This is a genomic window from Paenarthrobacter sp. NCHU4564 (assembly GCF_052156435.1).
Taxonomy (GTDB): domain Bacteria; phylum Actinomycetota; class Actinomycetes; order Actinomycetales; family Micrococcaceae; genus Arthrobacter.
On the sequence record NZ_JBQLIS010000002.1, the window covers coordinates 125,346 to 152,140 of the forward strand.

The window sequence follows — 26,795 nt, forward strand, 5'->3', positions numbered from 1 at the left end:
ACTGAGTCGCAGTAGTGCGCGTTATGAGAGCTCTAAACGCGCTTAACTGCGACTCAGTTGGGTTAAAAACCTAGGAAATCGGTGCCACGACGGAGTACGTGCTGGAATCACCCTGCAGGGCCTGGCTCGGCTTGCCTTCGATGCCCACGGGAATGTCGCCGGCAATCGTCACCCGGTTGAGCTTGCGCGGCTGGCCATCGTAGTTGTCCGGAGCGTAGTGCTGCGTGATCCGGTTATCGAACAACACCACCTGGTTGGGCTCCCAGTTCACGCGCACAACGTTCTCCGGACGGGTCACGTAGGCCTGCAGCAAGCGGATGATGTCCTTGGACTCGGTATTGGACAGACCCACAATCCGCAGGCGTTGCGCGAAGCCGCCGATGAACAGTCCGCGCTCGCCGGTCAAGGGATGGACCCGGACCACCGGGTGGGCGGTCTCGAACTTCAGCCGGGTGAACTCCTTGCGCCTTTCCTCGGCGTTGACGTGCTCCAGGTTCTTCGGCACGGAGTAGTCGTAGTCGTTGGTGTGGATGGCCCAGAGGGTGTCCGCGAAGTTCCGCAACTCCTCCGGAAGGTCCTGGTAGGCGCCGGCCGACGAAGCAATCAAGGTCTCGCCACCGTAAGCAGGCAGGTCGATGCTGCGCAGAGTGGAAGCCTGGGGCGGGTTCACCACGAACGTGACGTCCGTGTGCCAGTTGTTGGCCGAGCCGTTTTCGCTGTCCACGGGAAGGACGTTCTCCTCACCCTCCACGGATGCAACAGTGGGGTGTGCCTTGGTCAGGGGTCCGAAGTGCGAGGCGAACTTCACCTGGGCTTCGTCCGTGAGGATGTTCGCCTCACGGAACACCAGCGCCTTGTGCTCGTTCAGTGCTGAGCGGATCTGCGCCACTGTTTCGGCACTGAGGTCCCCGCTGATGTCCAGGCCACGGATCTCGGCGCCGATACGGGCACCCAGCTTCTTGAACTCGAGCTTGGTTTCGGTAATGACGGTCATGGGTCTGTCCTATCTGGTTGATTGGTTTGGTTCAGGAGGTGGTTCAGGAAGCGTCGGCCCCGACGGCGGTCCGCCAGCGGGAGAAGTGGCGCTCAAGGGCCACGAGCAGGAAGTTCACGCCCAGCCCCAACAGCGAGACGGTGAGGATGCCCGCGTACATGTCCGGGATAAGGAAGCTGCTCTGGGCATTCACGATCAGGTAGCCCAGCCCAGCCTTGGCACCGACCATCTCCGCTGCGATCAGCACCAGGATGGAGGCCGTCCCGGCCATGCGGATGCCCGTGAAGATGGTCGGCACCGCTGAGGGGAGGATGACCTTCTGGAAAAGCCGGAAACTGTTGAGTCCCAGCGACCTGGCAGCGCGGATCAGCAGGGGGTCCACGGTCTTGACGCCGGCGATGGTGTTGAGCAGCACAGGGAAGAAAGCAGCGTACGCAACGATGCTGATCTTGGACTCCTCGCCAATGCCCAGCAGCAGCGTGAAGACCGGCAGCAGCGCCAATGCGGCGGTGTTGCGGAAAAGCTCCAGGAGCGGGTTCAGGACTGAATTGAGCTTTCCGTACCAGGCGATCAGCAGGCCCAAGGAAACACCGGCGGCCAGCGCCGCGCCGAAGCCGGCAACCGACCGGGTCAGGCTGGCTGCGATATGGCTTTGGATGGTCCCGGCCTCGAACAGCTTGCCCCAGGCCAGGAGGACCTCATGCAGCGGCGGCAGGAACACCCGCGTGGAAGGGCTCGCCAGGTAGATCGGTCCCAGTTCCCAGAGGGCCAGGAAAGCCAGGATCGCTGCGGACTTCCACACGGCGGAACCGGCAAACGAGGCGACCCGGCGGCCTGCGGCGAGGACCGGCGTCGTGCGTTGTGCCTTCTGGGGAACGGAACGTACGACGGCGTCGCGCGGCCCGGTGCCGGTGGCACCTTGGGCTGTACTTGGTTCTGCGGCGGCCTGGGTGAGGGTGGTGGTCATCAGGCGGCGTTCCTTTCGGGGGTGGTGGCTGGTTCATCCGGGGCCGTGCCGTCGGGCAGGATCTTGCGGTGCCCGGCGTCCTGGGCACGCCGTACCTCGTCGTGGAGCAGGGTCCACACCTGGTGGCGGTGTTCCACGAAAGCCGGGTTTGAACGGATATCGTCGTCGCCGTCACGGTCCGGGATGTCGATGTCCACGATTTCCTTGAGCCGGCCGGGCCGGGCGCTCAGCACGGCGACGCGCTGCCCCAGGTACACGGCCTCGTCGATGCCGTGGGTGATGAAGACGATCGTTTTTCCGGTGGCTTTCCAGATCCGCAGCAACTCGTCCTGCAGTTGCTCGCGGGTCTGGGCGTCAAGGGCCGCGAAGGGTTCGTCCATGAGCAATACATCGGGCTCGTAGGCCAGGCTGCGGGCAATGGCTACCCTCTGCTTCATGCCGCCGGACAACTCGTGCGGGTAGCGGTCCTCGAAGCCGGCAAGGCCCACCAGTGCCAGGTAGTCCCTGGCCTTGGCTGCCCGTTCGCGGCGGTTCAACTTCTTCCCGTCCGGGCCCACGCCTTCGAGTCCGATGGACACGTTGGCCGATGCGGTGCGCCACGGGAAGAGCGCGTACTGCTGGAAGACCACGGCCCGGTCCTTGCCCGGACCGGTCACGGGCTTTCCATCCACCAGGACTTCGCCGGAGGTGGGGGTGGACAGCCCCGCCAGCAGGTCCAGGAGGGTTGTCTTTCCGGAGCCGCTGGGACCCACGAGGGTCAGGAATTCGCCGTCGCGTACCTCGAGGTTGAGGGCATCGATGGCGGTCAGGCGGGTCGGGGCAGTGGATTTGGCGCCCCGTGCCGGGCGGACGGTGAATTCCTTGGTGACGTTGCGGAGGCTGATCTTGGCTGTCATGGTCATCCCTTCTTCCCGGTGGCGGAAGCGGCGAGCTCGTTGAACTCGTTGGTGTAGTACTTGGACGGGGTGAGCTGGCCCTTGACGATGCCTGCCGAGTTCAACCAGGCCTCCCAGCGGGTGAAGTCCTCGTCCTTGATCACACCGTTGTCCGGAACCCCGGTGCTCTTCCAGTACTTGAGGTTGGCCGTGCTTTCATTCCGGCCGCGGCTTTCGATGATCTTGGTGTAGCGGGCAATGACTTCCTCGCGGGGAGTCTCCGTGGCCCACTTGATGGCCTTGGCGATCGCGGTGGTAAAGGCGCGGGCGGTGGTGGGGTTCTTCTCGATGAAGTCGTTCCGGAGCACGATCTGGCCGCCGGCGAAGGTTCCGAACAGCTCATAGTCGTTGAAGAGGGAGCGGAGCCCGCCTGCCTCGATGGCCCGGTCCTGCAGCACGCCGCCCAGCGTGCCCGCATCAACCTGGCCACGGCGGATGGCTTCCTCGGTGTCGTTCGGTGCCAGCGGAACAAGCTGGACCTGCTTGATCTCATCCGGGCTGAGGCCGTTCTTGGTGAGGTAGGTGTTGATGACCGCCTCGTGGTGGGCGCCCAGGGTGTTGACGGCAATCTTCTTGCCGATCAGGTCGCGTGGTCCCTTGATGGGGCTGTCCGCTTTCACGTAGTAGCCGCTGAACGTTTTCTGGTCGGCGCCGTAGTAATTGATGACGCCCTTGACCGGTGCGCCGGCCTCGATCAGCTTGGTGACCGCGCCGGTGAACGCGCCGCCGAAGTCGGTTTGGTTGGTGGCAGCGGACTGGATGTCCTGCGGTCCGCTGGTGGTGTTCCCTACCCACTTCAGCTCGATGTCGCCCAGGTACCCCAGGTCGTCGGCGAGTTCGGGGAAGGTGACCTGGTTGGACCAGCCCTGGTAGCGGAGCTCCTTGACTTCGGTTCCGGCCTGGTTGGCTTGTCCGACCGTGGCTGCACCGCCGCAGCCGCTCACCGTCAGCGCTAGTACGACGGCGGCCGCGACGCTCAGGAGGGGACGATGCAGTTTCATGGGGGGCTCTTTCCGATGGAGGATTTGTGTGATGGGGAAAACCGGCAGGTGCGCTGGCTTGGGAACGATGTAAGCCCACGGCGACGGTGCCTGGGAAGTCTTCCGGTAACGCCCGGAAACGCTGTGAAACAGCGTGAAATGCGACGAAACGGAGGGCCACGGAAGGCAACCCGCGGACACAAGTCGTGGTGTTGAGCCCGGTGACGAAGAGCGTCCGGTGAGCGGCCTTTGACTGGCCGGTAACGCCGTCGGGAAGTCATACTCCGCGCGGAGCGGGGTCATATGGGCTTTAGTTCGTATTGATCCTCACAACCGGCGGGATTTCTTCGCCTCGTGGGGCACAGGGCGGATACGGTAGATACATGACCTCTAGCATCGCCGCCGAGTCCGTTCGGCCTACCCGCAACATTCCCGCTGATATCGCCCGTTCCTGGCTCCTTGTCAACGCCATGAAGACGGAGCTTTTCGACGAGTCGGCGGGTTCGCGGGCAGATGCCATCATCCTTGACATCGAGGACGCGGTTGACCCGTCCCAGAAGGACGCCGCACGTGAAAACGTGGTGAACTGGCTCGCCGCCGGCGGCCAGGCCTGGGTCCGCATCAACGACGCCACCAGCAAGTTCTGGGCGGACGACCTCGCAGGCCTCCGCGGCACCCCCGGCCTTCTGGGTGTCATGCTCGCCAAGACCGAATCCGCGGACCAGGTCACCGAGTCCTACCACCGCATGGACGGCAAGACCCCCGTGATCCCGCTGGTCGAGTCTGCGCTCGGCATTGAGGAAGCCAACCACATCGCCCGTGCGCAGGGCGCATTCCGCCTTGCCTTCGGTTCCGGCGACTTCCGCCGCGACACCGGCATGGCCGCCACCCCGGAGGCCATGGCCTACCCGCGGGCCAAGCTCGTCGTGGCCAGCCGCGTTGGCAACCTGCCGGGCCCGATCGACGGCCCCACCGTAGGCACCAACCACCCGATCCTCCGCGAACAGACCGGTATCACCGTGACCATGGGCATGACCGGCAAGCTCTGCCTGGCCATTGACCAGACCACCGTCATCAACGAGGTCATCAGCCCCACGCCGTCGGATGTCGCTTGGGCCACCGACTTCATGAACGACTTCGAAGCCAACGGACGCGTGATCCGCGACGGCTCCGACCTCCCGCGCCTCGGCCGTGCGGAGAAGATCATGAAGCTCGCCGTAGCTTTCGGTGTCCAGCCTTCGCTGTAATGCTCGTCCACGGCGTCGCGTGGGACTCTCCGGCGTCGCCCGTGCTGCGGCTGCGCGCGCCGGGGGAGTCCACTGACATCGCGTTGGCCCAGGGTTCCACCCTGGGCCTTCGTGTCCTGCCGGGGCTCTGGTGCCTTGGGCACACCAAAGTGCATGGACCCCGCGACCGGACGCACGTTGACTGCGGCAACGGATCACCGGCGGAACGGGGAACCCAGTGCGGGGCCTGCTTTGCGCGCGATGATTCCCGGCTCATGCATGACTTTCATCGGGGCGGATCCGTGCCCGCCGGCCTTCGTGCTTACCTGATGCAGCCGCACTGGCTCTATGTAGCCACCTTCGCCAACGGAACCACCAAAGTGGGCACGGCTTCCGCGCCCAGGAAATGGAACCGGCTGGCCGAACAGGGCGCCGTGCACGCCTCCTACGTGGCACAGGCTGACGACGGCCGGACCGTCCGCGTGCTGGAAGATCTCGTCACCAGCGAACTCGGCCTGGTCCAGCAGGTGCGCTCCGCGGCCAAGGTGGCCTCGCTGGTGCAGCCGCGTGCCGCCGTCGAACTTGCAGCCATCAACCGGAGCCACGCCGCCAAGGTGCGCAGGCTGCTGGGTGGCTTGGCGATGACAGGCTTTGGGGTGGTGGACGAAGAGTGGGACCGGCCGGGGCTGGCCAATGACCTCTGTTCCGTGGGGTCGTCGCCCGACGTCCGGCACGCCTATCCAGTAGAGTTCGACGGCGGCGGGCACGGGCTGCGGGTCCGCTCACTGTCCGGGGCCATCGCCTTGGCGACGCTTCCCGATGCTGCCGGTGGCGAGGTGGACGGAAGCTTCATCGTGGACCTTGGGTCCTTGAAGGGACGGCGGGTTGAGCCCGGCCACCACGTCACCGAGCTCCCCGCCCTGCAGGATGCCCTGTTCTGACACCGGTTCCGCCGGCGCGGCCGGTAGACTTGGACGGTGCTGAACGAATTCTGGGCCACCGCTTCCACCGCCTACAAGGTGCTGGTTTTCAGCGCCATGGGGCTCATCGCGGTGGGCCTGATCCTGTCCATCGCAGGCAACTCCTCCGGCAACCCGGGCCTCGCCATGGCGTCACTGCCGGTCATCGGAGTGGGCCTGCTGCTGCACGTGGGTGGCATCGTGGTCCGCGGCCAGCAGATCCGCAAGGGCTACAAGAAGCAGCAGTAGCCGTCGGGACAGCGCCCGGCCGGTCCGGGCCGATAGGGTTGGACCATGAGTATCAATCCGGACTTGCAGGGCCGCAGCTACCCTGCCGCAGAGGTATATGACGTCGGCCGCGAGAAAATCCGCGAGTTTGCCAAGGCAGTAAAGGCCGGCAACCAGGCGCACTTCGATGTCGAGACAGCACGGGCCCTTGGCCACAAGGATCTGGTTGCGCCGCCGACGTTCGCCATCATCGTGGCCCAGCGCGCCGATGCGCAGCTCGTCGAAGACCCGGACGCGGGCATTGATTTTTCCCGTGTGGTCCACGCAGACCAGCGCTTCACCCACCACCGGCCCATCGTGGCCGGCGACCGCCTGGTAGCAGAACTCCACGTTGATGGCGTCAGGGCCATGGGCGGCGGTGCCATGATCACCACCCGCTCCGAAATCTATGCCCTCACCGGGGAAGACGGCCGCGAGAAAGTGGCCACCACGACTTCGTCCATTCTGGTCCGCGGAGAGGGACAGTAATGCCAAAGCTTGAAGAACTGACGGTGGGCCAGGAAATCGGTACCCGCAGCATCCAGGTCACCCGCCAGGACCTGGTGAAATACGCCGGCGCATCCGGCGACTTCAACCCGATCCACTGGAACGAAGCCTTTGCCACGGCTGTTGAGCTCCCCGGCGTCATCGCCCACGGCATGTTCACCATGGGGGCGGCCGTGCAGTTGGTGAGCGACTGGGCAGGCGACCCCGCCGCCGTCGTCGATTACCAGACCCGCTTCAGCAAGCCCGTGCTGGTGGCCGACACCACCGGAACGGAGGAAGCCGGCGCCGTCATCGATGTCACCGGGATCGTAGGTGCACTGGACCCGGAAGCCGGAACGGCCCGGATTGACCTCACGGTGGTAGCTGCCGGCCAGAAGGTCCTCATGAAGGCACAAGCGGTCGTCAAGGTTCCGTAGCCTTCCGCTGGAGTCGCGGCGCACCCCCTCGTCCCAGGGACCACCGGGTGCGCCGCTGCCTTTGCGCCGCTGCCTTCCGGAGTGCGGATGAGGGTATTCCCGATCCCGGCTAGGCTTGATGGGTGACCCAGACGCTGCTTTCCGAACTGACCACGTCCGCCGTCGGCGGCCCGGCCCGCGCCTACGTCGAGGCCCGCACCGAAGCGGAAATCATCGACGCCGTCCGCTCAGCCGACGCCGCAGGGGAGAAGCTGCTCATCATCGGCGGTGGTTCCAACCTTCTGATCTCGGACGAGGGTTATCCCGGGACGGTCCTCAAGATCTCCTCCGAGGGTTTCACGGCCAATGCGGAGGACAGCTGCGGCGGCGTGTCCGTGGTGGTCCAGGCCGGACACAATTGGGACGCCCTGGTGGAACATGCCGTGCTGCACGCCTGGTCCGGGGTGGAAGCGTTGTCCGGCATTCCCGGAGCCACTGGTGCCACGCCGGTCCAGAACGTCGGGGCCTACGGGGCCGATGTCTCCCAGACCATCGCCGCTGTGCGGACCTGGGACCGCCAGCGCAATGCTGTGCAGACCTTTACCAATTCCGAGCTCGCCTTCGGTTACCGGGATTCGATCCTCAAGCAGACCACGGTGGAAGGCTCCCCGCGCTACGTCGTGCTGACTGTGGAGTTCCAGTTGGCGCTGGGCCGGATGAGTGCTCCCATCCGCTACGCCGAGCTCGCCCGGGTCCTGGGCGTCGAGGTCGGGAAGCGTGCGTACTCCACCGATGTCCGGCGGGAGGTGCTGCGGCTCAGGGCGTCCAAGGGCATGGTCCTGGATGCTGCGGACAGGGACACTTACTCCACGGGTTCGTTCTTCACCAACCCCATCGTCCCTGCCGGGCAGGCAGCGGAGTTGCCGGAGGACGCCCCCAGGTACCCCGCCGGAGGAGACGGCCTGGTCAAGCTGTCCGCTGCCTGGCTGATCGACCACGCCGGCTTTGGCAAGGGCTTCGGGCTGGACGCGTCCAGCGTTTCAGGCGGCAGGGCATCCCTGTCCACCAAGCACACCCTGGCGGTAACCAACCGCGGCTCGGCCTCGGCGGAGGACATGGCGGCCGTCGCGCGTGAGGTGCGTGCCGGCGTCGTGAGCCGCTTTGGGATCGAACTTCACCCGGAACCGCTGCTGATCGGCGTCTCGCTGTAGCAGGACGGCTGTCAGCGCGTACGGCGTTCGGCCAGGGGAAGAACCTTGTTGAGCAGGAGGAAGGTCAGCCCGCAGCTGACCGAACCCAGCAGGAAAATCTGGCTGAAGGCGACGCTCTGGGGTGACGGGCCGCTGGGCATGAAGAGGCCGGCCGCGGCAAAGCCCACCAGGCCCAGGAGCATCACAAGGGCTCCCACCAGGAAGCTGCGGACCTGGGCGGCAGCGGCCGGGTAGAACCAGGGTTCGGGAGCGTCGTCGTCCCGGTCGCCCGCGGGTTGGACAATGGCAGCGGCACCGATCAGCGAGGCTGCCGCAGCGGTGGCGATGAGCCCCGCCCGCTGGATCCCCTCCATGGAAGGGGACAAGCTCACTCCCGTACCAACAGCCACGATCAGCCCGGCGCCCAGCCCAAGACCGGTGCACCACCAGCCGGCAGCTGCCAGCCACCGGCTCAACGGCCGCACCAGCGGAGCGAGATCACCAAAAAGCATGCATCCATCCTAGGAAATCCTGCTGGAAGACGGCTGGGAGCCGGTGCAACGTTCCCTGTGCCGCCCGTTCCTTCCCGGCCGCCAAGGCTTCTAGGATGAAGCATGCTTGCTCCTAGAACCATCGGTCGGTTACGGCTGGCGAGCCAAGGGCTCCTTACCGGTTTCGGATCAGTTCCCGAGGCTGTGCGGTGGATGACTGCCATGCAGGCGCAGGACCTGGGCTCAGCGCTGTGGGCGGTCGGTCAGCGCGTGCCGGGATCAACGGCCGCTGACGTGCGCCAGGCCTTGGACGCCGGGACGATCGTCCGGTCGTGGCCCATGCGGGGAACCCTGCACCTCCTGGCACCCGAGGACCTCCGCTGGATCCTCGGCATCACCAGTCCCCGTTTGATGAGGGCCGTGGAGGGCAGGCACCGTGAACTGGGTATCACCCCCGATGACATCAGCCACTGCCGCGATCTTGCCCTCAAGACCCTCCATGACCTGGGCGGCCAGGGTGCCAGCCGGGAGCAACTGTTCACCGCTTTTGAGGATGCCGGGCAGCCCGCCAGGGCCCAGCGGGGAATCCACATTCTGGGCAGCCTGTGCCAGGAAGCCACGTTGGTGCAGGGGCCCGTGGTGGTCTCCAACGGCAAGGCCGGTTTGCAGCAGCTGTTTGTTCCGTTCGACCAGTGGATCACCGGTTCAAGGGAACGTGACCGGGAGGAAGGAATCGCCGAGCTCCTGGTCCGGTATGTGGGCAGCCATGGCCCGGCGACGATCAGGGACTTTGCTTGGTGGACGCAGATCCCTTTGACGGAGGTGCGGAGGGCACTGGAAGCCGTACAGGACCAGCTGGTGGAACTGGCTTTTGACGGGATCAGCTACTGGGTTTCGAAGGACAGTGCGGAACTGCTCGACGGCGGTGTCCCCGGCTCCCGCTCACTGCTGGCACTTCCCGGGTTCGACGAGTTCCTGCTCGGGTACCAGGACCGGAGCATGGTGCTGGCGCCTGAGGCCGCCGGGTTGGTGGTTCCGGGCGGGAACGGTGTGTTCAAACGCATCATCGTGGCCGGGGGAGAAGTGGTGGGAACGTGGGCCAGGACCGGCGCGGGGAAGAGCCTGGGCGTGGTCGCTGAGCCGTTTGAAGGAGGGCTTGGGCCGGCTGCGCAGAGATCGTTCCAGGTGCAGGGCAGGGCCTATCTGAAGTTCATGGCCAGCTGGTAGCTGCGCACGCCCGGGACGGCAAAACCCGCTGTTTCATTGCCGGGCGGCAACGAAACAGCGGGTTTCGGCAGTGCAGGACGTAGCTTAGAGCTTGCCCGTCGCAATGTTCAGCATGCGGCGCAGCGGCTCGGCTGCACCCCACAGGAGCTGGTCTCCCACGGTGAAGGCGCTGATGTACTCCGGGCCCATTTCGAGCTTGCGGATACGGCCAACCGGGATGTCCAGGGTGCCGGAAGCCGCCACGGGGGTCAGGTCCGCCATGGAGGCTTCCTTGGTGTTGGGCACCACCTTGGCCCACTCGTTGTCCTTGGCCAGAAGGTTCTCGATTTCCGTGACGGACAGGTCCTCGCGAAGCTTCAGGGTCAGTGCCTGCGAGTGCGAACGCATGGCGCCGATGCGGACACACAGTCCGTCCATTGCGATGTGTTCCTTGCCCGCAGCGCCCTTGGACGTGCCGAGGATCTTGTTGGTCTCGACTCCGGCCTTCCACTCTTCCTTGGACTGGCCGTTGCCGAGGTCGGCATCGATCCACGGAATCAGGGAGCCGGCCAGCGGAACGCCGAACTGGGTGGCGTCAACGCCGGTGCGCTGGGTGGCGAGGACCTTGCGGTCGATCTCCAGGATGGCCGACGCGGGATCCTCGAGTTCACTGCTGACCTCGTTGTTGAGCGTGCCGAACTGGTTCAGCAGTTCGCGCATGTGGCGCGCCCCGCCGCCGGAAGCAGCCTGGTACGTCATGGACGTACCCCACTCCACGAGGTTGTTCTTGAACAGGCCGCCGAGGCCCATCAGCATGCAGGAAACCGTACAGTTTCCGCCGATGAAGTCCTTCACGCCGCCGGAGAGCCCGGCATCGATGACGTCGCGGTTGATGGGGTCCAGCACGATGATCGAATCGTCGTTCATGCGCAGGGTGGAAGCAGCGTCGATCCAAAGGCCGTCCCAGCCACGGCTGCGGAGTTCGCCGTGGACCTGCTTGGTGTAGTCGCCGCCCTGGGCGGTGACAATAATCGGCAGCTTGGCAAGCGTCTCAATATCGAACGCGTCCTCGAGCTTGCCTGGATCACCCGCGGTAGAGCTCAGGAAGGACGGGGCGGCACCTCCTGCGTTCGAGGTGGAGAAAAATACCGGGTTGATGTTGGCGAAGTCGTTTTCCTCCTGCATGCGGTGCATCAGGACGGAGCCGACCATGCCACGCCAACCGACCAGTCCAACGGACGGATTAGCTGCTGTAGTCATTCACCCAGTCTAAACTTTCGGACCTTGGTACCGCTGTTGGTTACGTCACCCGCACAACGTACGACGACGGCCCGCACCGCAGCGTCCGGCGAGTCGGAAGCGGGACTACTGTCCGGCGTCGTGCTCCTGTACCAGGGCGGCCTTCCGGGCCCGCAGTGCGAAGAAGGCACCAAAGGCGAAAACCTGCGTGATCACCACGAGCACGATGATGCCCAGGATTTTGTTGCCGCCCAGGATCATGGTGAGCCCCACGATCGCGGAGAGCAGCGCGAACAGCGGCAGCAGCATGTAGCCCAGCACGAAGAGGGTTTCGGGTTTCTTGAGCATTGCCTGTACGTCCTTGGTTCCTAGCTTTCGGTCCGGCGCCATGAGGTGAACCGGTAATTCGTGCCGTTGGCGGCAGTGAGCCAGCCGTCGGCCGGTGCCATGGTGTCGAAGGTCCAATCGTCGCCGAGTTCCGGGGCGAAGGTATCGCCGTCTGTCTCGAGGTCGATGATGGTGATAACGGCGAGGTTGGCTATGCCCATGGATTGTTCAAAGATCTCTCCGCCACCGACGATCCACACCTTCTGGCCGCCGGGCGAGAACTGGGACTCGAGCAGGGCAGCATCCAGGGAATCCACTACTACTGCGCCTTCAGCATCGGCCGTGGATGCCCATTCCCGGTTGCGGGTGATGACGATATTGGTGCGTCCAGGCAGCGGACGGTACTTCTCGGGGAAGGATTCCCAGGTCTTGCGGCCCATGATCACCGGATGGCCTGTGGTGAGCCGGCTGAAATGCTTCAGGTCCTCCGGCAGGTGCCACGGCATGCCACCGTCCTTGCCAATGACGCCGTTCTTGGTCTGCGCCCAGATCATCCCGATGCCCGTCATCTTCGCAGCGGTTTCCTGCGTGAAGATGACGCCGGGAAGCTGCACGTTCGTCTCTTCTGATGGCGTGCTCATACGGCGATCGGTGCCTTGATAGTGGGGTGGTGGCGGTAGCCGACCACCTCGAAGTCGTCCAGCGTGTAGTCGAAGATCGAGTCCGGCTTCCGCAGGATGTTCAGCGTCGGGTACTCATAGGGATCCCGGCTGAGCTGTTCTGTTACCTGCTCCACGTGGTTGTCGTAGATGTGGACGTCGCCACCCGTCCAGACGAATTCACCTGGTTCAAGTCCCAGTTGCTGGGCCACCATGAGCGTGAGCAGCGCGTAGGAGGCAATGTTGAAGGGCACGCCCAGGAAGGTGTCCGCGGAGCGCTGGTACAGCTGGCAGGACAGCTTGCCGTCAGCTACGTAGAACTGGAAGAACGCGTGGCACGGCGGCAGTGCCATGTCCTTGAGCTCGGAGACGTTCCATGCCGACACGATGTGCCGCCGCGAGTCCGGGTTGGCTTCCAGGCCCTTCATGAGTTCGGAGATCTGGTCGATGTGACCGCCGTCGGGGGTTGGCCAGCTGCGCCACTGGACGCCGTACACCGGGCCCAGTTCGCCATCGGCATCCGCCCATTCATCCCAGATGGAGACGCCTTGGTCCTGCATCCACTTCACGTTGGAGTCGCCGCGCAGGAACCACAGGAGCTCGACTGCCACGGACTTGAAATGCACGCGCTTGGTGGTGATGAGCGGAAAGCTCTTGGCAAGATCGAACCTCAGCTGACGGCCAAAAACGCTGCGCGTTCCAGTCCCGGTGCGGTCCGACTTGTGCGTGCCATTCGCCATGACGTCACGCAGCAGGTCTTCGTAAGGGGTGGGGATGCTCACGAGTCCAGCTTACTGGCCAGCCGCCCGCGAAGCAGATCAATGAGCGATTCGTCACTGACGCCCGCGTCGCGCGCCGCGCGGATCAATCCGTCGACGGCGGCCAAGACCGCGGTATTTCGGTCCACCTGGGCGTGGGGGGCCTCCGGCGGCCCGACGACGACAGTTCCGTTCCGCCGTCGTGTTTCAATCAGTCCGGACTGCTCAAGTTCCTTGTAAGCGCGCGCGACCGTCCCGGCTGCGATGCCGAGGTCGGCCGCGAGGCTTCGGACGGTGGGCAGGCGGTCTCCGGGTTGGAGGGCCCCTGCGCTGACCAGCGTGCTCAGTTGCCGGCGGATCTGCTCATACGGCGGCACGGGGTCGGTGAGGTCGATCGTGATGCCGGCCGTCATGGCGATGGTTGGTTCTGCTTGGTGGCGCGGTCCCGGGGGATAGCGCGGAACAGGCTGCGGACAGGTGTGACGGCGGCGACTACGGACAGCGCGAGAAGGACGGCGCCGATCATGGTTGACGGGCTCGGGGCGATGCTTTGGAACGGCGGGAAGAGTGCTCCCCAGGCTTCCACGTTGACCAGCAACAACAATCCGGCGTTTGCCAGGAGGTAGGCGGCCAGCGTCCGGACGATCCGGAACACAGTGATGGCTCGGAGCGCGGCGTCCAGGCCGCGTTCGGCGTGACCCTCCGGAACAGCACGACGACGACGGGCGGCCAGGATTGCGGTGGCACCTATCAGCCCCACACCGCAGGTCATCAGCAGGCAAGCAGGCCACGACGGCGTACCCACCAGCAGCGCCTGCCCGGCTCCGGTCAGGGCCATGGTCACTGCGAACACCGTTGCCGAGGCGATGGCGAAGGCGAGGAGTCCCCTGGACACTGCCCGCCGCGGCCAGTGCAAGGGTTCTTCCGGGTCACCATGGTTGTGGGCGATCAGGAGTTCTCCAGCGATGATCACCAGCAGGATCAGGGTGGCCATGACTGTCACCACAACAAGGGGCGCCAGGGACCCTTGCCCCTCGACAGGGATGAAACTGAACCACAACACCAGCGTCAGGAGCGGCAACGCCCCCACGAGGCCCAGTGCCGCGCCCAGGGAGATGCTGAGCTTCGCCGCGGCGTGCGTCCGCGGATCGGCCCTCAGGGCGTTGCTGCTCATCGGCTGCCGTAACTCCTGGAGCGAAGGAAGCTTCGGCACCTTCCACCACCACATGACCAGCAGGACCGCCATGTTGACCAGGCCAGGAATGTTGAACCATGACGATTGCCAGGTCGCGCCGGGTGCCGGGAGGGATGCGAAGTTGCCTGCGATGGTGGCAAGGCCGGCCGCGATCGTGGAGACCGTTCGAAGGAGCCGGTTGGTGGCAATGGTTCGAAGGACCCTGTTGTCGTCACTGCCCAGGTTTTCCAACTGGCGTCGGCGGGCAATGAGCACCAGAACCAGCCACGTCGCTGCTGCCAGGACCGCCAGGGCACCACCGAGCCACCAAGCCAGCTCCGATCCTGCGATCCTGCCGTCCTGCCCCTGGCCCGGGTAGATGGTGGTCCCTTCCGCCGACGGGGGAGCGGGGCTGGGAAGTACGGCAGCGTAGGCCGGCTGCGTGGCGATCGTGGCTATGGCGATGGCCGCGTAGGCAAAGATCGCGGCCGTTGTCCACGCGAGTTTCCGCGGCAGGAAGTCGCGGATCCTGCGCACGCTTATTTCGGCATACCTGCGGGGTGCTTTCGGGGCGGGGTAGCTCAGCTGCCCCAGGATATGGACCGCCAGAGTCGCGGCGATTGGCCATGCCAGCGCCGTAACGATGTCCTCCGCGGTGTGGGGCGCATTCGACGCCGTGGAGTGTGCCCGGATGACGCCTGTGCTCATGGCTCCCTGGAGGGAACTGGCCATCCAGCCGATGATTCCCACCCAGAGGCCGTGCGATTCCACGGATTTGGCATCGGCCGTGGACCATACCTGCACCCTGAGGAAGAGGTAAACGAGGATTGCTCCGAGCGCAGGCCCCAGCAACAGCAGAGGCGGCAGATCAATGGACACGGTCAAGACCCCCCAAGTCTTCGAATGTTTGTATCAAGTATTTGATACAAACGCCTCGGGGGTCAAGCCGCAGCTAATCGTCGAACGGCTTGACCTGTTCGACGGACACAACCTTCCTGTCTCCTCCCCTGGCCACCTGGCATACGACCACTTCGCCCGGCGACAGGTAGGGGTCGGACTGCGGCAACCGGCTGCGCAAGGCTGAGGTCATGTGCTGGCCCAACTGCTTGAGCACCGTAGGCAGGGCCGGACGGTGGGTGCATACCGCCACGGCAACCTGCTTGTCGAAGAGCGCTTCAACGGCGGCGGCGGTCTTCTTGGGCGAACGCCCGTGGTTGTGCTCCGTCAACGCTTCCACCAGTTTTACCTTGGCTCCGCTGGACTTGGCATAAGGCGCAATGGTGGCGACGCATCGTGTCCAGGGGCTGGTCACGATCCGCTGAGGCTTCCACGCATCCAGCAGCCTTTGAACGGCTATGGCTTGGCGCTGCCCCGTAGCTGCCAGGGGGCGGTCGCCTTCGGCCTTGGTCCAGGAGGACCGCGGTTTGGCCTTGGCGTGCCGGATCAATACCAGTGGCCACGTGTCCAGTTCACCCCGGGTGTGGGCCTTTTCAAGGTACTCGAGCGGCTCCACGTCCGACGGGTTGCTGAGGAAGGAGGCGGCCCTGTCGGGGCTGCACCACATGACACTGTCCACTTCCTTGCCGTCCGGCCGGAGTTGGCTTCCGTTCACCCGCATGGCCCAGTAGTGGACCACCTTCAGTCCAGCGCTGACGTGGTAGTGGATGGGCGGCAGCGGAATGCCAAGTGTTCCGTCCAGTCCAATTTCTTCCCGGACTTCGCGGACGGCGCACTCGGGAACGGTTTCTCCGTCGTCAAGCTTGCCTTTTGGCCACGACCAATCGTCGTAGCGGGGGCGGTGGATCAGGAGTACCTCCAGGGCGCCGCGCTGGATCCGCCACGGGATCGCGCCGGCCGCCAGCACGGCCACCGCCTCTCCGGGGTGGTCCGTCTGATCCGCCACGGGGGAATCGCTTTTCAATACTTTCCTTTACCTTCGGGCGGCTGCACGCTGGCGGGAGCGGGATGCCAAAAGCCAGGACTGCATATCCAGGAGCGGTTTGCCGTCTCCATCGAGGTGATGGCGGGTCCAGTGGCCTTGGTTGTCCAAGTGCCAGCTGGACGTCTCATCGTCAACGTAGCGGCGCATCAGGTCCAGGACCGTGGCGATGTCGTCCTTGCCCGCGAGCTGGACCAGTGCCTCCACACGGCGGTCGAGGTTGCGGTGCATCATGTCTGCGGAGCCGATGTACACCACAGGCTCGCCTCCGTTGGCGAAGGCAAAGACCCGCGAGTGCTCCAGGAAGCGGCCCAGGACGGAGCGGACAGTAATGTTCTCGCTGAGCCCGGGGACCCCGGGCCGCAGGGAGCAGATCCCGCGGACCACGACGTCCACCTTCACCCCGGCCTGGGAAGCACGGTAGAGGGCGTCGATGATCGCTTCATCCACCATGGAGTTGACCTTGATCTGCACCCGCCCGGGGATGCCTGCGGCGGCGTTGCGGATTTCCCCTTCGATCCTGTCGATCAGGCCTGAGCGCACGGACCGGGGGGCAACGAGCAGCCGCTTGAAGGTTGACTTCGGGGCGTATCCGGACAACTGGTTGAAGAGCTTGGAGAGGTCTTCGCCCACCTGGTCGTTCGAGGTCAGCAGGCCCAGGTCCTCGTAATAGCGGGCAGTGCGCGGGTGATAGTTTCCCGTGCCGATGTGGCAATACCGGCGGAGGCCGTCCACTTCCTGCCGCACAACGAGCGAGAGTTTGCAGTGGGTCTTCAGTCCGACAATGCCATAAACAACATGGACGCCTGCCTGCTCCAGTTTCCGGGCCCAGGAGATGTTGGCCTGCTCGTCGAACCGGGCCTTGATTTCCACCAGCGCCAGGACCTGCTTGCCGGCCTCGGCAGCGTCGATCAGGGCATCAACGATCGGGGAATCGCCGGATGTCCGGTAGAGGGTCTGTTTGATGGCCTGGACCTTGGGGTCCGCGGCCGCCTGCTCCAGGAACGCCTGGACGGAGGTGGAGAAGGAATCGTACGGGTGGTGCAGCAGGATGTCCCGCCGGCGCATGGCCGCAAACACGTTGGCCGCCTTGGACGTCTCGGATTCATTGAGGTACCGGGACGTGTGGGGGACATGCTTGGGGTAGTGGAGGTCTGCGCGGTCGATTCCGGCGATGACCGACAAGCCCCGGAGGTCCAGGGGTGCAGGCACCGAATAGACCTCTGACTCTTCCACCCCCAGTTCGCGCACCAGCAGGGCACGGATGTTGGGGTTGATGTCCGTGGTGACTTCCAGCCGGACCGGAGGGCCGAAGCGCCGGCGCAGGAGTTCCTTCTCCAGGGCTTGCAGGAGGTTCTCGGCGTCGTCCTCTTCCACCTCCACGTCCTCATTACGGGTGACGCGGAAGGTGTGGTGCTCCAGGACCTCCATGCCCGGGAACAGCTTGTCCAGGTGGACGGCGATGACTTCTTCCAGCGCGATGAAGCGGGCCACGCGACCAGGCACGGCTCCTGCGCGTGGACCATCCACGGAGATGAGGCGCGGGAGTTGGTCCGGCACCTTGACGCGGGCGAAAAGCTCCTTGTCGCTGACGGGGTTGCTCACGATCACGGCAAGGTTCAGGGACAGGCCGGAAATGTAGGGGAACGGGTGCGCCGGGTCCACCGCCAGCGGGGTGAGGATGGGGAAGACCTTCTCCTGGAACATGGTGGTCAGCCGGTGGCGGGCTTCCTCGTCCAGTTCATTCCAGTGCATGATGTGGATGTGCTCGTAGGCGAGCTCGGGACGGATCTGCTCGGCGAACACCCGGGCGTGGCGCTCCTGCAGCTTATGGGCTTCCTCGCTGATCTGTTCGAGGACCTCGATGGGGCTCAGTCCGGCAGGGGAAGGAACGGCCAGTCCCGTGGCGATGCGGCGCTTCAGCCCGGCCACCCGGACCATGAAGAACTCGTCCAGGTTGGAGGCGAAGATGGAGAGGAAGTTGACGCGCTCCAACAGGAAAAGGTCCGGATCCTCGGCAAGTTCAAGGACGCGCGAGTTAAAAGCCAGCCAGCTGAGCTCCCGGTCCAGGAAACGGTCGGGGGAGATGTCGCCCGCGGGTTCGAGGCTGGGTGCGAACTCAGGGATGTCGATGCGGTCCTGGGTGGCCCGTGACGCCGGAACTTCGGATGACCCGAAGCGTGCGGGAAGCGTGGCGCCCTTTGAGGTGGATCCGGCGGTGCCGACGGGGTCCGGCTGCATGGGGTTCTCCTAAGCTGGGGACGGGGTTTGTCTCCCACATTACAAGCATTTGCCCCGCCCTCAGCCAAGATGTCCGCGGCTTTCGGATCCGGGCGCCGCGGAGGCTACTTTTCGCTCAACGGGCCGTACATGACGTCCGTGTCCCAGCGCACGAAACCCAGCTTTTGGTACAGCGTCACAGCGGCCTGGTTGTCCGCGTCCACATACAGCATCACCGCGTGCAGGTCCTTCTCCTGCAGGTGCCGGATCCCGGCCACCGTCAGGGCCTTGCCCAGCCCCAGTCCTTGCGCAGCCGGGGTCACCCCGACGACGTACACCTCGCCGATCGGCGGGTGCGATCCCTGTCGCGGGTGCACCTTGGTCCAGTGGAACCCCAGCAACTGGTCGCCGGCGTCCACGGCCAGCAGGAAACCGGCCGGGTCGAACCACTCCTCAGCCATGCGGGCGTCCAGGTCTGCGCGGGTCAGCGAACCTTGTTCCGGGTGGTGGGCGAAGGCGGCCCTGTTGGCAGCCAGCCACTTCGCCTCATCACGGCCCGGCTCGAAGGGGCGGATGGAGACCCCGTCCGGGAGAGCGGCGTCGGGCAGTGCGGCAGTGGAGGACATCAGCCGCATCTTCCACAGCTCCCGGACCGGACCGTAGCCGAACCGCGCGGCGAGTTCCGCAGCGGCCTCGTGGTTGCCGTGGGACCACGCACCCAGGCCGGCAAAGCCGCGCTGCTCCTGAAGGGCAGCCAGCAGCCGACCGGCTACTCCGCGGTTGCGGTAGCTCGGGTGGACCGCCAGCTCCAGCACACCTTCGGGTTCGGCCTGGCCCAGCGGTTCAACGACGACGGCGATACCCGCCAGGTCCTCGCCGGTGGCCGGATCGGAGTCCTCGTCCGGGGCGTAGAGGGCAAGTGCCATCACGGTGTGGTCCCCGGCATCGGCCCCGCGGAGCATCACCAGGGTCTGCTCGGACAGGGGAGGGTTCCCGTCGGATTCCTCCGCTGCTGCAGCCAGGGTCCGGAAGTCCTTCAGGAGTTCGGGGTCCAGGGCGCCGGTGACGTGCAGGACGGGCCAGTTTTCCGGGTGCGCGTGACTCATGATGCAAGGCTATACGCCCGGGTGCGGCTGCGTAATTTGATGTGTGGGCATAACGGCGGTAATCTCGTTATCTCGTTCGGCTTTGAACCTGGGTTCAGGTCATCAGCCGGGCATTGGGGGGATCCACCAGTGGGGTGGCCTCGATACGTTCGACCCGTATGTCCTCCACCACAACAAAGAGGCCAGGATTCACCGGAATCCTGGCCTCTTTGTCTTGCTGCCTACGCTTCGGAGAGTTCGTCGTCCGGCAGCCGGACGAGCGTCAACCGGTAGCCCACGTTGCGGACCGTGCTGATGAGGTTCTCGTGGTCAACGCCCAGCTTGGCGCGCAGGCGCCGGATGTGGACGTCCACCGTCCGGGTGCCGCCGTAGTAGTCGTAACCCCACACTTCGGTCAGCAATTGCTGGCGGGTGAAAACCCTGCCGGGATGCTGGGCCAGGTACTTGAGGAGCTCGAATTCCTTGAAGGTCAGGTTGAGCGGCTGGCCGCCCACGCGTGCCGTGTAGCTGGCTTCGTCAATCACGACGCCGGCGGCCCGGATCTCCGTTTGGGTTTCCTCTTCGCCCGGTACAGCCCGGGCCATGGCCAGCCGGATGCGGGCTTCCACCTCTGCCGGGCCTGCCGAGTCGAGCACGATGTCGTCAACCGACCAGGCCGAGGAAACGGCAGCCATGCCACCCTCGGTCAGGATCAGCATGAGTGGTGCACTGAGTCCGGTGGCTTTGAGCAGCTGCGTGAGGGAACGGGCACCCACCAGATCCTTGCGGGCGTCAAGGAACACGATGTCCGTGGGGTCGGTCTCGAGCAAGGCGGTTGGCTCTGCCGGAAGGATGTGCACGCGATGGTTGAGCAATTCCAGGGCAGGCAGGATGTCCACCGAAGAGCCGGTGCTGTTCGTCAGGAGCAGGATGTGCGACATAGTTCCTCCAATGGGCGGTACGCGCATCATCGGGCGTCGAAACCGGAGTCTCACCGGCCGGTCACGGCTGCGTGCCGGCTCCCTGCCCGTTGTAACGGGATGAGGGCGTAAAACAGCGCGCCGTTGAAGTTTGAGTATACCCACCCGACCCCGCGCCGTCAGGGATTCGTGACGGTCAGGACCGGCAATTGCGACATATTTGTGCGCCATGAGGCAGGATTGACGAGAGGTCGTAAGGCGCATCGAATTGAGGTCGGCACGCAGTGAAGTCTTGGAGCATCGGGGTATTCGGACTCGTGGCACTCGCAGCCATCGTGGCCAGCACCTTCGTTTCCCGGGAAGCCATGGTTGGCGTCGGCATTGCCGCCTCGGCCGTCGTGGGCATCGGCTGGCCCCATTTCCTCGCCATTCCCGCCAAGAAGACCCTGGCTTCCGTCATTGCCCTGGCCGGTGCCGGATCAGCGGTCTCTGCCGCTTACATGACGGCGCCTGGATTCCTTGACGGGACACCTGCCTGTCTTGCCCTGGGCGTCATGGCCGTCTTCGTGATCCAGTTGGTCCGTGGCACGGGCCAGGCCCAACGCCTTGAATCGACGCTCGGCTGCTGCGCCGGCGTCCTGTTGAACTGCCTTGGTGCCGGATGGATTGCCGGAGCCCGGTTCAACGGCGTGAAGGAAATGGTGCTGGTGGCAGGACTGAGTGCCGCCGCCGCATTGCTGGTGGGCATCATCCGGTGGCCGGACCGGATCGTTGCACCCATCGGCGTGGTCGCGGCCGGGCTCATGGCTCCTTTGGCCGGACTGGTTTTTTCCGACATCGCCGTGGTGCCGGCAGCCCTGGTGGGTGTCGTGGTGGGCTCCGTCCTGGTCTGCTTCCGCCGCATGGCGACGCTGAGGCGGGGCCGCCTGAACGCGTTGGCCTCCGCCGGAATGGGTGTTGCTCCCGTCTGGGCGGTGGGGGCCATCGCGTACTTCATAGACAAACTACTCATCTACTAACGGTTAGGATGGCTCTATGTCTGTTCTCGCATTTGAAATCTTCTTCCTTGTCCTCCTTGGCCTGGCGAGCATCGCCATGGCCTGGTTCGCAGGTTTCGTCGTCTACCGTCTGTTCAAGGGCCAGAAGTAAGCTTCTGACCCGGCAGTCCACCAGAGGTTGTTGTTGTGCCTATTGAGATCCCCACGGACCTGACTCCCGAGCTCGTCCCGCTTTCCTGGCTCATTGGTGAGTGGGAAGGCCGCGGCCGCCTTGGTACCGGTGACGAGGGTTCCGAGCATTTTGTCCAGCACGTCTCCTTCACCCACAACGGACTGCCCTACCTGCAGTACCGTGCCGAAACCTGGCTCAGCGACGACGCCGGCGCAAAGTTGCGTCCGCTCAGCGTCGAGTTGGGTTTCTGGGCGCTGGAGCGCAAGCAGCAGGAGGGCGACGGCGGCCCCGGCCTCGTGCCCGCGGACATCGTTCCGGTGCTCAAGACGGCAGATGAGGTTGAGGAACGCCGCAACAAGGACGGCGGCTTCGATCTGTCGGTGTCCATCGCACACCCCGGCGGTATCACCGAGCTCTATTACGGCCAGATCAAGGGCCCGCAGATCCACTTGAGCACGGATATGGTGATGCGCGGCAGCCACTCCAAGGAATACACCGCAGCCACCCGGATCTTCGGGCTGGTTGACGGCAACCTCCTGTGGCGGTGGGATGTCGCCGCCAGCGGCAAGGCACTGGAAGCCCACGCTTCGGCATTCCTGCACAAGGTGTCCTGACCCGTTCACGGCCCTGCTGGCACGGGGGGCTCACTGAAGTTCCACCTGAAAACAGCAAGGGAGCAGCACGTGAACCAGAGTCTCAAACCCGGTGGATACGAAGGCCTCAAAGCCGTGTTCTTCAACGGCACCCTGAAGCCCTCGCCGCAGCTGAGCAACACGGACGGCCTGATCCGGATCAGCCGGGACATCATGGAAAAGCAAGGGGTCAGCACCACCCTGATCCGTACGGTGGACCATGACATCGCCAGCGGCGTCTATCCGGACATGCGGGAGCACGGGTGGCAGAAGGACGAGTGGCCCGCGATCTACCCCACGGTTGCCGAGGCCGACATCGTAGTGGTGGCGGGGCCCATCTGGCTGGGTGACAACTCCTCGCAGACCAAGAAGCTCATCGAGCGCCTGTATGCCCATTCCGGTGAATTGAACAGCAAGGGCCAGTGGGCGTTTTATCCGAAGGTGGGCGGCTGCTTGATCACCGGCAATGAGGACGGCATCAAGCACTGTTCCATGAATGTGCTGTACAGCCTCCAGCACATCGGGTTCACCATCCCGCCCCAAGCCGACGCCGGCTGGATCGGCCCCGTGGGTCCCGGACCCAGCTATCTGGATGAAGGATCGGGCGGGCCGGAGAGCGACTTCACCAACAGGAACACCACGTTCATGACGTGGAACCTGCTCCACATGGCCCGGCTCCTGAAGGAAGCCGATGGCATTCCGGCTTATGGCAACCTGCCGGAGGAATGGAAAGCCGGCACCCGCTTCGACTTTGAAAACCCCGAATACCGCTGAACCCTGCCCATCCGCAGGGAATACCCCGCAGCCTCAAGGACTTCTACTACATATGACCCACAAGAGCCCTCTGTTGTCGCGCCCTGGCGCAGTTGAGGACACCGGCCTGGATGCCGGCGTCGCAGCCCACTACGGGGAGCCGTTGCGTGAGCAGCGCGCCCTGGCGGGCGGGACCGCCGTCGTGGATTTGTCCCACCGCGGCGTGGTGACGGTCAGCGGCCCGGACAGGCTCAGCTGGCTCAACACCCTGTCCTCCCAACAGGTCACCAACCTGCAGCCCAACGTGGCCAGCGAACTGCTGCTGCTCAGTGTCCAGGGCCGGATCGAGTTCGATGCCCGTGTGATCGACGACGGCGCCACCACCTGGTTGATCGTGGAAGCAGCCGAGGCGGCACCCTTGGCCGAATGGCTGAACAAGATGAAGTTCATGCTCCGCGTGGAGATCGAGGATGCATCGGGCCAATGGGCGGTCGTGGGCGCAACCAAGCCCGTGGAACAGTTCGCCGGTCGCCTGGTGTGGGAGGATCCCTGGCCGCACGTGGGTCCGGGAGGCTATTCCTACAGTTCGGTCCCCGAGGAGGACCACCCCGGCCGGGAGCGCCCTTGGTTCGAGTACCTCCTTCCGGCCGCGGAGTTGGAAAGCTCCGTTGAAGGTCTGCCCCTGGCCGGAGCCATGGCTGCCGACGCCCTGCGCATCGCCGCCTGGCGTCCGCGGCTCGGAGCCGAAACGGATGACAAGACCATTCCCCACGAGCTCGACCTCATCCGCACGTCCGTGCACCTGAACAAGGGATGCTACAAGGGCCAGGAAACCATTGCCCGCGTCCACAACCTCGGTCATCCGCCCCGGCGGCTGGTGTTCCTCCAGTTGGACGGTTCGCAGCACACGCTCCCGGCGGTCGGAAGTGTCGTATTTGCCGGTGAACGCAAGGTAGGTACCCTGACATCTGTGGCGCAGCACTTCGAGATGGGGCCGGTGGCCCTCGCGGTCATCAAGCGTTCCGTTCCGGCGGGGGAGACCCTCACGGTGATGGACGGCGAAGAACCTTATGTCGCGGCCCAGGAAGTGATTGTTGCCCCCGACGCCGGCCAGGTGGTCGGACGCCAGACCGGATTCCTGAAGGGACCACATCGATGAACCACTCCACAGGCCCCGCCGCAGGCAATGAAGCCGACGACGAGACCCTGGCCCTTGCCCACGCTCTCTTCGATGCCGCCCGGGAGGGAAATACGGAGCTGTTGCGGAGCTACCTTAACGCCGGCGCCCCGGCCACGTTGACCAACGCGTCCGGGGATTCCCTCCTGATGTTGGCTGCCTACCACGGGCACGAGGAGACGGTGCAGCTGATGGTGCACCACTGTGCCGACGTCAACGCGGCCAACGACCGCGGGCAGACGCCCCTTGCCGGGGCGGTCTTCAAGGGATACACGTCAGTTGCGCGGGTGCTGCTGGACGCCGGAGCGGACCCCGACGCCGGTACGCCCACCGCGCGCGATGCTGCGGCCATGTTTGCCCGTTCCGAGATCCTGGCCCTGCTGGGATAGGCGGACCGCTGAAGCCCGGTTGTTGTGGAGATGGTCACAACAGCCGGGCTTTTCTTGTCCCCTGATATTCCACGTGGAATAGTTGTTGTGGAATATTCGTATCCGAGGACGTTCGTGACATGCCCCCATCAACTGACCTCACACCCCTGGGTGTGGCGTCATTGGCCCTCCTTGCAGAAGGGCCAATGCACCCCTATGAGATGTACCAACTGCTGATGGCCCGGCATGAGGACCGCTTGGTCAAGGTCCGGCCCGGCACGCTCTACCACGCGGTGGGGCGGCTGGAGGAGCAGGCACTGGTGGAAGCAGTGGGCACCGGACGTGAAGGCAACCGACCGGAACGGACCACGTACCGGATCACGGCCGCCGGCCATGAGGCCCTCGACGCCCGGCTGAAGGCGATGCTGTCCACGCCCGCCAACGAGTACCCGGTGTTTCCCCATGCCATCGCCGAAGCCCACCACCTGCCGGCAGGGATGGTGGCCGGATTGCTCGAAGAGCGACTGGCCGCACTGCAGGCGGACCTGGATTTCCTGGTGCACGCGGAATCCGAGGCCACAGCCAAAGGCGTGGAGCGCAAATACTGGCTGGACCTGGGCTATCAACAAGCACTACGCCGGACCGAGATCGCGTGGATCCGCGGCCTCCTGGCGGACTTGCGCAGCGGAGAGCTGCCCTGGGGCGATCCGCTGCCTCCCAAACCATCACTTGAGCCAAAGGAACCCGTTGGAAAAAGTAGCTAAGCCGTGGCCCGCACTGTGGTCGCTTGTCATCGGGTTCTTCATGATCCTGATCGACACCACCATCGTGTCGGTGGCAAATCCCCGGATCATGGAGGGACTGGACACGGACATCAACGCCGTCATCTGGGTGACCAGCGCCTACCTGCTGGCCTACGCCGTGCCGCTGCTCATCACCGGCAGGCTGGGTGACCGTTTCGGCCCCAAGAACCTTTACCTGATCGGCCTGGTGGTCTTCACGCTGGCGTCCCTGTGGTGCGGACTCTCCGGTGACGTGGGCATGCTGATCGCGGCCAGGGCTGTGCAGGGCCTGGGAGCAGCCATGATGACCCCGCAGACCATGGCCGTCATCACCCGGATCTTCCCGCCGGACCGCCGCGGAGCCGCCATGGGGCTTTGGGGTGCCACGGCGGGCATGGCAGTCCTCGTGGGCCCGATCCTGGGCGGAGTGCTGGTGGACGGCCTGGGCTGGGAATGGATCTTCTTCGTCAACGTTCCCATCGGAATCGTCGCCTTCATCATGGTGAGCAGGTTCGTTCCCAGGCTCGAAACCCACAACCACAGGTTCGACGTGCCGGGCGTGGTGCTTTCCGCCGTCGGGATGTTCCTCCTGGTGTTCGGCATCCAGGAGGGCCAGACCTATCAGTGGGGGACGGTCACCGGGCCCGTTACGGTGTGGGGCCTGATCATCGCCGGACTGGTGGTCCTGATGGGCTTCGTCGCCTGGCAATGGCTGCTGGAGCGCCGCGGCGGGGAACCACTGCTCCCGCTGGGACTCTTCAAGGACCGCAATTTCTCCCTGGGCAACACCACCATCATGACCGTGGGTCTCACCGTCACGGCCTTCCCTTTTCCCACGATCTTCTACTATCAGGTGGTGCGTGGGCTGACACCCACCCAGTCAGCCCTGCTGATGATCCCCATGGCCGTCATCTCCGGCGGGCTGGCTCCGTTCGTGGGGAAGCTGATCGACCGGGCCAATCCACGATGGTTCGCCTCCTTCGGCCTGGTCTGCCTTGCCGCGGCCCTCCTCTGGACCGCAACGTTGCTCCAGCCCGACACCCCGATCTGGATGTTCCTCCTGCCCAGCGCCCTGCAAGGCGTTGCCAATGCCTTCATCTGGGGGCCCGTGTCCAACGCGACCACGCGCAACCTGGCTCCGCGCCAGGCAGGGGCCGGTTCCGGGGTGTTCAATACCACCCGCCAGATTGGAGCGGTGCTGGGATCGGCAGCCATCGCCGCCCTGATCCAGGCCCGTCTCGCAGCTGAGCTGCCGGCAGCAGCCGGCAGCGGGCCCGTGGGGGAAGCGTCCATGACCGGTTCCTTGCCGGAGGCGCTGCACGCAGGGTTCTCGACGGCGATGGCCCAGTCAATCTTCCTGCCCGCTTGCACGATCCTGCTCGGTGCAGCCGTGGCGTTGTTCTTTGCCAAGCCGAAGTCCGTGGACGGTTGGGGCTCGAAGCCGGCGCCGGAGGAGGCCGAAGTCAGCAGCTAGG

29 protein-coding genes are annotated in these 26,795 nt (G+C 64.9%); 14 read left to right on the forward strand and 15 right to left on the reverse strand.

Annotated elements, in window-relative coordinates:
• Nucleotides 1–70: 70 nt before the first annotated feature.
• From ACSVIE_RS03030 to ACSVIE_RS03045, 4 genes are read right to left on the reverse strand one after another with little or no spacing between them, the layout of a single operon-like run.
• Entirely contained in the window at nucleotides 71–994 is a 924-nt protein-coding gene (locus tag ACSVIE_RS03030) for a TauD/TfdA dioxygenase family protein (protein WP_442422980.1), read from the reverse strand.
• A gap of 43 nt (nucleotides 995–1,037) precedes the next feature.
• Entirely contained in the window at nucleotides 1,038–1,961 is a 924-nt protein-coding gene (locus ACSVIE_RS03035) for an ABC transporter permease (RefSeq protein ID WP_442422981.1), read from the reverse strand.
• Nucleotides 1,961–2,857 (reverse strand): ABC transporter ATP-binding protein, encoded by an 897-nt coding sequence (locus ACSVIE_RS03040; RefSeq protein ID WP_442422982.1) that lies wholly within the window; start codon nucleotides 2,855–2,857, stop codon nucleotides 1,961–1,963. Before ACSVIE_RS03040 ends, ACSVIE_RS03035 begins: the two co-directional genes overlap by 1 nt.
• Before the next feature lie 2 nt (nucleotides 2,858–2,859).
• The gene (locus tag ACSVIE_RS03045; RefSeq protein WP_442422983.1) at nucleotides 2,860–3,897 is read right to left on the reverse strand and encodes an ABC transporter substrate-binding protein; all 1,038 of its coding nucleotides are present in this window, start codon (nucleotides 3,895–3,897) and stop codon (nucleotides 2,860–2,862) included.
• A 362-nt stretch (nucleotides 3,898–4,259) separates the two neighbouring features.
• Between ACSVIE_RS03045 and ACSVIE_RS03050 the strand changes: the two genes are divergently transcribed.
• The 6 genes from ACSVIE_RS03050 (at nucleotide 4,260) to ACSVIE_RS03075 (ending at nucleotide 8,441) form a co-directional block, all read left to right on the forward strand.
• Nucleotides 4,260–5,123 carry an HpcH/HpaI aldolase/citrate lyase family protein gene (locus ACSVIE_RS03050; protein WP_426003698.1) on the forward strand — a complete coding sequence of 288 codons (864 nt, stop codon included), beginning with the start codon at nucleotides 4,260–4,262 and terminating at the stop codon, nucleotides 5,121–5,123.
• The gene (locus ACSVIE_RS03055) at nucleotides 5,123–6,043 is read left to right on the forward strand and encodes a DUF2797 domain-containing protein (RefSeq protein ID WP_442422984.1); all 921 of its coding nucleotides are present in this window, start codon (nucleotides 5,123–5,125) and stop codon (nucleotides 6,041–6,043) included. The genes ACSVIE_RS03050 and ACSVIE_RS03055 overlap by 1 nt, the downstream gene beginning before the upstream one ends.
• A gap of 36 nt (nucleotides 6,044–6,079) precedes the next feature.
• On the forward strand, nucleotides 6,080–6,310 hold the full coding sequence (locus ACSVIE_RS03060) for a DUF3188 domain-containing protein (RefSeq protein ID WP_442422985.1): 231 nt from the start codon (nucleotides 6,080–6,082) through the stop codon (nucleotides 6,308–6,310).
• Between the two features lie 45 nt (nucleotides 6,311–6,355).
• The gene (locus ACSVIE_RS03065) at nucleotides 6,356–6,817 is read left to right on the forward strand and encodes an FAS1-like dehydratase domain-containing protein (RefSeq protein ID WP_426003695.1); all 462 of its coding nucleotides are present in this window, start codon (nucleotides 6,356–6,358) and stop codon (nucleotides 6,815–6,817) included.
• A complete protein-coding gene (locus tag ACSVIE_RS03070) occupies nucleotides 6,817–7,251 on the forward strand; it encodes a MaoC family dehydratase (RefSeq protein ID WP_426003694.1) in 435 nt (144 codons plus the stop codon). Before ACSVIE_RS03065 ends, ACSVIE_RS03070 begins: the two co-directional genes overlap by 1 nt.
• Before the next feature lie 122 nt (nucleotides 7,252–7,373).
• Nucleotides 7,374–8,441, forward strand: a complete 1,068-nt coding sequence (locus ACSVIE_RS03075; protein ID WP_442422986.1) for a UDP-N-acetylmuramate dehydrogenase — start codon at nucleotides 7,374–7,376, stop codon at nucleotides 8,439–8,441.
• An 11-nt stretch (nucleotides 8,442–8,452) separates the two neighbouring features.
• Here ACSVIE_RS03075 and ACSVIE_RS03080 read toward each other — a convergent pair whose 3' ends face one another.
• Complete coding sequence (locus ACSVIE_RS03080; protein ID WP_442422987.1) at nucleotides 8,453–8,932, reverse strand: hypothetical protein; 480 nt, start codon at nucleotides 8,930–8,932, stop codon at nucleotides 8,453–8,455.
• Nucleotides 8,933–9,034: 102 nt separating this feature from the next.
• Here ACSVIE_RS03080 and ACSVIE_RS03085 point away from each other — a divergent pair, with 102 nt between their 5' ends.
• Nucleotides 9,035–10,138 (forward strand): winged helix DNA-binding domain-containing protein, encoded by a 1,104-nt coding sequence (locus ACSVIE_RS03085; RefSeq protein WP_442422988.1) that lies wholly within the window; start codon nucleotides 9,035–9,037, stop codon nucleotides 10,136–10,138.
• Nucleotides 10,139–10,222: 84 nt separating this feature from the next.
• Here ACSVIE_RS03085 and asd read toward each other — a convergent pair whose 3' ends face one another.
• The 10 genes from asd to ACSVIE_RS03135 form a co-directional block, all read right to left on the reverse strand.
• Nucleotides 10,223–11,377, reverse strand: coding sequence for an aspartate-semialdehyde dehydrogenase (asd, locus tag ACSVIE_RS03090; protein WP_426003690.1), 1,155 nt, complete (start codon nucleotides 11,375–11,377; stop codon nucleotides 10,223–10,225).
• Nucleotides 11,378–11,482: 105 nt separating this feature from the next.
• Entirely contained in the window at nucleotides 11,483–11,704 is a 222-nt protein-coding gene (locus ACSVIE_RS03095) for an NF038396 family protein (protein WP_426003689.1), read from the reverse strand.
• Nucleotides 11,705–11,724: 20 nt separating this feature from the next.
• Nucleotides 11,725–12,324, reverse strand: a complete 600-nt coding sequence (locus tag ACSVIE_RS03100) for a dihydrofolate reductase (RefSeq protein ID WP_426003688.1) — start codon at nucleotides 12,322–12,324, stop codon at nucleotides 11,725–11,727.
• Nucleotides 12,321–13,124 carry a thymidylate synthase gene (locus tag ACSVIE_RS03105; RefSeq protein WP_442422989.1) on the reverse strand — a complete coding sequence of 268 codons (804 nt, stop codon included), beginning with the start codon at nucleotides 13,122–13,124 and terminating at the stop codon, nucleotides 12,321–12,323. The genes ACSVIE_RS03100 and ACSVIE_RS03105 overlap by 4 nt, the downstream gene beginning before the upstream one ends.
• On the reverse strand, nucleotides 13,121–13,513 hold the full coding sequence (locus tag ACSVIE_RS03110; protein ID WP_426003686.1) for a GntR family transcriptional regulator: 393 nt from the start codon (nucleotides 13,511–13,513) through the stop codon (nucleotides 13,121–13,123). Before ACSVIE_RS03110 ends, ACSVIE_RS03105 begins: the two co-directional genes overlap by 4 nt.
• Nucleotides 13,510–15,153 (reverse strand): hypothetical protein, encoded by a 1,644-nt coding sequence (locus tag ACSVIE_RS03115; RefSeq protein WP_426003685.1) that lies wholly within the window; start codon nucleotides 15,151–15,153, stop codon nucleotides 13,510–13,512. The genes ACSVIE_RS03110 and ACSVIE_RS03115 overlap by 4 nt, the downstream gene beginning before the upstream one ends.
• A 73-nt stretch (nucleotides 15,154–15,226) precedes the next feature.
• Nucleotides 15,227–16,195 carry an NUDIX hydrolase gene (locus ACSVIE_RS03120; RefSeq protein ID WP_426003684.1) on the reverse strand — a complete coding sequence of 323 codons (969 nt, stop codon included), beginning with the start codon at nucleotides 16,193–16,195 and terminating at the stop codon, nucleotides 15,227–15,229.
• 9 nt (nucleotides 16,196–16,204) lie between these two features.
• A complete protein-coding gene (locus ACSVIE_RS03125; protein WP_426003683.1) occupies nucleotides 16,205–18,454 on the reverse strand; it encodes an RNA degradosome polyphosphate kinase in 2,250 nt (749 codons plus the stop codon).
• A gap of 104 nt (nucleotides 18,455–18,558) precedes the next feature.
• A complete protein-coding gene (gene mshD / locus ACSVIE_RS03130; RefSeq protein WP_442422990.1) occupies nucleotides 18,559–19,539 on the reverse strand; it encodes a mycothiol synthase in 981 nt (326 codons plus the stop codon).
• 221 nt (nucleotides 19,540–19,760) lie between these two features.
• Nucleotides 19,761–20,459: a winged helix-turn-helix transcriptional regulator gene (locus ACSVIE_RS03135; protein WP_021472377.1), complete on the reverse strand. Its 699-nt coding sequence runs from the start codon at nucleotides 20,457–20,459 to the stop codon at nucleotides 19,761–19,763.
• A 263-nt stretch (nucleotides 20,460–20,722) separates the two neighbouring features.
• Here ACSVIE_RS03135 and ACSVIE_RS03140 point away from each other — a divergent pair, with 263 nt between their 5' ends.
• The 7 genes from ACSVIE_RS03140 to ACSVIE_RS03170 all read left to right on the forward strand — a co-directional run bounded on the left by ACSVIE_RS03140 (nucleotide 20,723) and on the right by ACSVIE_RS03170 (nucleotide 26,794).
• Nucleotides 20,723–21,457 carry a permease gene (locus ACSVIE_RS03140; RefSeq protein WP_442422991.1) on the forward strand — a complete coding sequence of 245 codons (735 nt, stop codon included), beginning with the start codon at nucleotides 20,723–20,725 and terminating at the stop codon, nucleotides 21,455–21,457.
• Nucleotides 21,458–21,622: 165 nt separating this feature from the next.
• On the forward strand, nucleotides 21,623–22,222 hold the full coding sequence (locus ACSVIE_RS03145; protein WP_442422992.1) for an FABP family protein: 600 nt from the start codon (nucleotides 21,623–21,625) through the stop codon (nucleotides 22,220–22,222).
• A gap of 69 nt (nucleotides 22,223–22,291) precedes the next feature.
• Nucleotides 22,292–23,014 (forward strand): flavodoxin family protein, encoded by a 723-nt coding sequence (locus ACSVIE_RS03150; protein WP_426003679.1) that lies wholly within the window; start codon nucleotides 22,292–22,294, stop codon nucleotides 23,012–23,014.
• A 52-nt stretch (nucleotides 23,015–23,066) separates the two neighbouring features.
• On the forward strand, nucleotides 23,067–24,152 hold the full coding sequence (ygfZ, locus tag ACSVIE_RS03155; RefSeq protein ID WP_426003678.1) for a CAF17-like 4Fe-4S cluster assembly/insertion protein YgfZ: 1,086 nt from the start codon (nucleotides 23,067–23,069) through the stop codon (nucleotides 24,150–24,152).
• A complete protein-coding gene (locus ACSVIE_RS03160; RefSeq protein ID WP_442422993.1) occupies nucleotides 24,149–24,559 on the forward strand; it encodes an ankyrin repeat domain-containing protein in 411 nt (136 codons plus the stop codon). Before ygfZ ends, ACSVIE_RS03160 begins: the two co-directional genes overlap by 4 nt.
• A gap of 119 nt (nucleotides 24,560–24,678) precedes the next feature.
• On the forward strand, nucleotides 24,679–25,302 hold the full coding sequence (locus ACSVIE_RS03165) for a PadR family transcriptional regulator (protein WP_442422994.1): 624 nt from the start codon (nucleotides 24,679–24,681) through the stop codon (nucleotides 25,300–25,302).
• On the forward strand, nucleotides 25,286–26,794 hold the full coding sequence (locus ACSVIE_RS03170; RefSeq protein WP_442422995.1) for a DHA2 family efflux MFS transporter permease subunit: 1,509 nt from the start codon (nucleotides 25,286–25,288) through the stop codon (nucleotides 26,792–26,794). The genes ACSVIE_RS03165 and ACSVIE_RS03170 overlap by 17 nt, the downstream gene beginning before the upstream one ends.
• The last annotated feature ends 1 nt before the right edge of the window (nucleotide 26,795 follow it).

Excerpts from the sequence above, each read along its gene's own strand:
- ACSVIE_RS03100 (WP_426003688.1), bottom strand. The coding sequence starts at position 12,324 with ATGAGCACGCCATCAGAAGAGACGAACGTGCAGCTTCCCGGCGTCATC.
- ACSVIE_RS03095 (WP_426003689.1), bottom strand. The coding sequence starts at position 11,704 with ATGCTCAAGAAACCCGAAACCCTCTTCGTGCTGGGCTACATGCTGCTG.
- ACSVIE_RS03165 (WP_442422994.1), top strand. The coding sequence starts at position 24,679 with ATGCCCCCATCAACTGACCTCACACCCCTGGGTGTGGCGTCATTGGCC.
- ACSVIE_RS03055 (WP_442422984.1), top strand. The coding sequence starts at position 5,123 with ATGCTCGTCCACGGCGTCGCGTGGGACTCTCCGGCGTCGCCCGTGCTG.
- ACSVIE_RS03160 (WP_442422993.1), top strand. The coding sequence starts at position 24,149 with ATGAACCACTCCACAGGCCCCGCCGCAGGCAATGAAGCCGACGACGAG.
- ACSVIE_RS03080 (WP_442422987.1), bottom strand. The coding sequence starts at position 8,932 with ATGCTTTTTGGTGATCTCGCTCCGCTGGTGCGGCCGTTGAGCCGGTGG.
- ACSVIE_RS03125 (WP_426003683.1), bottom strand. The coding sequence starts at position 18,454 with ATGCAGCCGGACCCCGTCGGCACCGCCGGATCCACCTCAAAGGGCGCC.
- ACSVIE_RS03065 (WP_426003695.1), top strand. The coding sequence starts at position 6,356 with ATGAGTATCAATCCGGACTTGCAGGGCCGCAGCTACCCTGCCGCAGAG.
- ACSVIE_RS03035 (WP_442422981.1), bottom strand. The coding sequence starts at position 1,961 with ATGACCACCACCCTCACCCAGGCCGCCGCAGAACCAAGTACAGCCCAA.
- ACSVIE_RS03135 (WP_021472377.1), bottom strand. The coding sequence starts at position 20,459 with ATGTCGCACATCCTGCTCCTGACGAACAGCACCGGCTCTTCGGTGGAC.
- asd (WP_426003690.1), bottom strand. The coding sequence starts at position 11,377 with ATGACTACAGCAGCTAATCCGTCCGTTGGACTGGTCGGTTGGCGTGGC.
- ACSVIE_RS03070 (WP_426003694.1), top strand. The coding sequence starts at position 6,817 with ATGCCAAAGCTTGAAGAACTGACGGTGGGCCAGGAAATCGGTACCCGC.
- ACSVIE_RS03050 (WP_426003698.1), top strand. The coding sequence starts at position 4,260 with ATGACCTCTAGCATCGCCGCCGAGTCCGTTCGGCCTACCCGCAACATT.
- ygfZ (WP_426003678.1), top strand. The coding sequence starts at position 23,067 with ATGACCCACAAGAGCCCTCTGTTGTCGCGCCCTGGCGCAGTTGAGGAC.
- mshD (WP_442422990.1), bottom strand. The coding sequence starts at position 19,539 with ATGAGTCACGCGCACCCGGAAAACTGGCCCGTCCTGCACGTCACCGGC.
- ACSVIE_RS03045 (WP_442422983.1), bottom strand. The coding sequence starts at position 3,897 with ATGAAACTGCATCGTCCCCTCCTGAGCGTCGCGGCCGCCGTCGTACTA.
- ACSVIE_RS03085 (WP_442422988.1), top strand. The coding sequence starts at position 9,035 with ATGCTTGCTCCTAGAACCATCGGTCGGTTACGGCTGGCGAGCCAAGGG.
- ACSVIE_RS03040 (WP_442422982.1), bottom strand. The coding sequence starts at position 2,857 with ATGACAGCCAAGATCAGCCTCCGCAACGTCACCAAGGAATTCACCGTC.
- ACSVIE_RS03110 (WP_426003686.1), bottom strand. The coding sequence starts at position 13,513 with ATGACGGCCGGCATCACGATCGACCTCACCGACCCCGTGCCGCCGTAT.
- ACSVIE_RS03030 (WP_442422980.1), bottom strand. The coding sequence starts at position 994 with ATGACCGTCATTACCGAAACCAAGCTCGAGTTCAAGAAGCTGGGTGCC.